This window comes from Phenylobacterium sp. (genome assembly GCF_036723115.1).
GTDB lineage: Bacteria > Pseudomonadota > Alphaproteobacteria > Caulobacterales > Caulobacteraceae > Phenylobacterium.
This window is the reverse complement of record NZ_DAIMHV010000257.1, coordinates 1-1,681: the sequence shown is the minus strand read 5'-3', so window position 1 is coordinate 1,681 and position 1,681 is coordinate 1. Positions and strand designations below refer to the sequence as shown.

Sequence of the window (1,681 nt, the reverse complement as noted above, 5' to 3'; positions counted from 1 at the left end):
GGTCATGGCGCGGCGGTATAGGCCGGCGGGGCCGCGGTCAACGGCCGGGCGCTCAGAGCCGCCCGCCGGCCCGCCGCCGCAGGCCCTGACGCAGGAAGTCGGCGGGGGGATCGGCCTCGGCCAGCACCTGCTCGCGGATCGGACGGGGCTCGCCGAACAGGTGGCCCTGGCCATAGCCCACGTCCAGCTCCAGCAGGTCGACGATCTGGCGTTCGCTCTCGACCTTTTCGACGATCACCTCGACCCCGTAGCGACGGGTGAGCTGGCAGAAGTCCTCGGCCGCCAGGTCGGGGAGGGACTTGAGCACCAGGCGACCGTCCAGCTCGACCATCTCGTCCAGCAGCTTCTGGGCGCTGACCCGCACGAACTTCACGTCCGAACGCGACAGGTCCTGAAGGTCGAAGTCCAGGTCATCCACCTTGTCCAGCGAGAAGCGGAAGCCCAGATCGGCCAGCTTGGCCATGTTGCGGGCCTCCACCGAGCCCCGACCCTCGAAGGCCGCCTGGCCGATCTCGAAGATCAGCGCCCCGGCCAGGTCGCGATTGGCCGAAAGCAGGTCCAGGAACTGCGGGAAGAAGCTCTCATCCCCGAGGCTGGTGGCCGCCACGTTGCAGAAGATGCCGACCTTGCGATCCTGCTTGGCCAGGCGGCGCACGATCTGGACGCAGCGGAACAGCAGCAGGTTGTCGATGGCCGTCATCAGGCCCTCGGCCTCGGCGACGGTGATGTACTCGGCCGGCATCAGCACCCGGCCGCTCTCGTCGCGCAGGCGCGAGAAGCTTTCGTAGAAGACCGTCTTGCGTTGGGGCAGGGCCACCACCGGCTGCAGATAGAGGTCCACGCGGTTGTCGGCCAGGGCGCCGCGCACCGTCTCCAGAAGGGCGGCCTCCCGGCGCTGGTCCTGGTGGGTGCGCAGGTGGACGGGCGGGGCGCTCATCCGTTCTTCCAGGCGCTGGCCCATGCGCTGGACCAGATCCTCCAGCATGTGGACCTCGCTGGACAGCTCCTCGGAGCGGCGCAGGGCGTCGTCGGTGACCGTCTCCACCACCTCGGTGACCCGGGCGTCCACCTTTTCCACCTGGTCGAGCAGGATGCGGTGGGCGTCGCGCAGGGCGGCGATCTCGGCGCGGATGCCGGTGGAGGTCAGGGCGTGCTCAATGAGGCCGTGGAAGGCGAAGGCCAGGCCCAGGCCGCCCACCAGGGCGGCGACGCCGGCGCCCCAACCGCCGCCGTTCCGCCAGAGCGAAAGGGCGATGATCAGCGCCAGACAGAGATAGGCGCCGCAGAGCAGCGCAAGCGTCAGCCGTCGCATGAACCCGCCTGTCCGAATCGCCCTCAGTATCGTTCAGCCGGGGCAGGCAAGTCGATGAGATTAACAAGATCGCCCAATACGGGGGCGGATCGGCCGCAGCCGATCAGGCTTAGCGGGTGGGAACCGGGTTTTCCCCGCGATAGTCGTAGAAGCCGCGGCCCGCCTTGCGGCCCAGCCACCCGGCCTCGACATATTTCACCAGCAGCGGGCAGGGACGGTACTTGGAGTCGGCCAGGCCGTCATAGAGGACGTTCATGATCGACAGGACGGTGTCCAGGCCGATAAAGTCCCCTAGCTCCAGCGGGCCCATGGGATGGTTGGCGCCCAGCTTCATGGCCGTGTCGATGGCCTCCACCGTGCCCACGCCCT

The 1,681-nt window shown here is 68.5% G+C and carries 2 protein-coding genes; both read right to left on the bottom strand.

The genetic code is table 11. From position 1 onward, the window contains the following. Positions 1-52: 52 nt before the first annotated feature. Positions 53-1,312, bottom strand: coding sequence for a flagella assembly cyclic-di-GMP phosphodiesterase TipF (tipF, locus tag V7D28_RS15245; RefSeq protein WP_333588229.1), 1,260 nt, complete (start codon positions 1,310-1,312; stop codon positions 53-55). A gap of 109 nt (positions 1,313-1,421) precedes the next feature. Further along, a partial coding sequence (locus V7D28_RS15240) for a 3-hydroxyacyl-CoA dehydrogenase family protein (RefSeq protein ID WP_333588228.1) occupies positions 1,422-1,681 on the bottom strand: 260 nt, incomplete at its 5' end.

Excerpts from the sequence above, each read along its gene's own strand:
- tipF (WP_333588229.1), bottom strand. The coding sequence starts at position 1,312 with ATGCGACGGCTGACGCTTGCGCTGCTCTGCGGCGCCTATCTCTGTCTG.